Source organism: Leucobacter sp. M11, assembly GCF_035726885.1.
Taxonomy (GTDB): Bacteria; Actinomycetota; Actinomycetes; order Actinomycetales; family Microbacteriaceae; genus JAPFRB01.
On the sequence record NZ_JAPFRB010000002.1, the window covers coordinates 155,617 to 157,701 of the forward strand.

At 68.0% G+C, this 2,085-nt stretch carries 2 protein-coding genes; one reads left to right on the top strand and one right to left on the bottom strand.

Annotation, left to right across the window (positions count from 1 at the left end; genetic code table 11):
• Nucleotides 1-1,149, bottom strand: a 1,149-nt coding sequence (locus OOT08_RS04855) for a sensor histidine kinase (protein WP_325091433.1), incomplete at its 3' end; no start/stop codon positions are given.
• Between the two features lie 204 nt (nt 1,150-1,353).
• Here OOT08_RS04855 and phoU point away from each other — a divergent pair.
• A complete protein-coding gene (gene phoU / locus OOT08_RS04860) occupies nt 1,354-1,995 on the top strand; it encodes a phosphate signaling complex protein PhoU (protein WP_325091434.1) in 642 nt (213 codons plus the stop codon).
• Nucleotides 1,996-2,085: the final 90 nt, after the last annotated feature.

Genomic DNA, 2,085 nt, shown 5'->3' on the forward strand with positions numbered 1-2,085 from the left:
GGCGCGAATCTGTTCCTCTGATTCCGGGGCGACCAGGGGGAAGAGCAGGGAGAAGGTCGATCCGACCCCCGGCTGGGACCAGACCTGCACATCGCCGCCGTGGCTGAGCATCGTGTGCTTGACGATGCTGAGGCCGAGCCCCGTGCCGCCCTCGGTCCGGGTCCGGGCGTCGTCGGTGCGGAAGAACCGCTCGAAGACCCGCTCCAGGTCGGGCTCCGCGATGCCGGGGCCCTGGTCGGTGATCGCGAGGGTCAGGGTCTGCCCGTCAAACTCCAGCCCGATGCCGACGTGCCCGCCGTCCGGCGAGTGTTTGATCGCGTTGCTGAGCAGGTTACTGACCGCGATGCCGAGCGCCTGGGGCCGACCGCGCGTGATCGCGGGCCGCTTCGTGTCGGCGGGCTCGGTGAGCACGATGTCCACGCCGCGCTGCATCGCGATCGTGCGGTAGCTGTCGACCTGGTTGCGGACGAGCTCGCGCAGGGCAACGTCCTCGCGGTCCCGCTCCCCGAGCGCGGACTGCGCTTCGGAGAGCCGGATGATGTCTCGGGTCAGCTCGGCCAGGCGTTGCGACTCGCGCACGAGGCTCTTCGAGAAGCCGCGGACGAGCTCCGGTTCGTCCGAGGCCTCACGCACGGCCTCGGCGAGCAGGCTGATCGCGGAGATCGGGGTCTTCAGCTCGTGGCTCATGTTCGCGATAAAGTCGCGGCGCATCGCGTTCAGTCGCCGCTCCTCGCCCCGGTCGCTGGCGAGGACGACGACAAATCCGGAGCCGAGCCGAAACAGGTGCATCCAGATCGCGGTGCCGAATTCCTCGTCATCCTCGTCCGGGTCAGCCGTGAAGGGCTCCCCCGTGCTGAGCACGCTGCGGGCTTGTGCGAGGAAAGCCGGGGTGCGCAATTGCTCCCCCGTGATCGTCTCGTGTTCCCGCGCATGCGCGTTCGCGTATACGGGCGACAACGAGGAGTCGAGGAGCACCGCGAAGGAGCCGAGCTCGTCCAGAATCTCGATCGCCACGGGCGGCACCGAGGGGTACATTGCCTCAGCGCGTCGGCGTCCGGCCGCCCGGGCGAGGACGACGGAGCCCACCGCGAGCACCCCGACGAGAATTCCGAGTGCGACGGAGGCCAGAACGAGCGAGGATCCCTGCATGGCTCCATCGTAGGCCGCCCCGGAGTGCCCCGGAGGCGGCTTTCGACGGCGTCCGCTAAAGTTCAACTATCGTTCATGTTGCGGCACCTCTTCGTTTACCCGGACTCGGCAGGATGGGTCCGAGCGCCCGCATTGCGGCGCTGCCGGGCACCACGGGGAGCGCAGCCGCGCCGCCGTGAACCGTCGCCTCAGAAAGGGAACCGCGTGCGCGTAGTATTTCAGCAGGAACTTCGGGAGGTCCAGGACCGCCTCGTCGAGATCAGCGAACTCGTCGAGATTGCGATCCAGCGCGCCACCACCGCTTTTCAGACCTCCGATGTGGCGCTCGCCGAGGCCGTCATCGACAGCGATGACGAGATCGACCGGCTCGCCACGAGCCTCGACGAACACGCCATCACCGTGCTCGCCCGCCAGCAGCCGGTCGCGTCCGACCTGCGCCTGGTCGTCGCGGCGCTGCGCATGAGCTCGAACCTGGAGCGGATGGGCGACATCGCCGAGCACATTGCCCAGCTCGCCCGCTACCGCTTCCCCGAGAGCGTCATCCCCAAGGGGCTTCGCTCGACGTTCCGCGAGATGGGCGAACTCGATGTCCAGATCGCCGGCCTGCTCACGGAGCTGCTCCGCGACCAGAACCCGAAGACCATCACGGAGATCCGTGACGTGGACGACCGGATCGATGAGCTGCACGCCAGCGTCTTCGAGAAGGTGCTCAGCGATTCCTACTCGGTCGAGCGCGTGAACGTCGTGGACGCCACCCTCGCCAGCCGCTACCACGAGCGCTTCGGCGACCACGCGGTCAGCATCACGAAGAAGATGAACTACTTCCTCTCCGGCGACTGGTCCTAGACCGCGCGACAAAAACACTCCGGCCGCCCCCTCGGGGGCGGCCGGAGTGTTGTGTCCGGGGCTGCTCGCGCCTAGGCCTTGCCCTGCGAG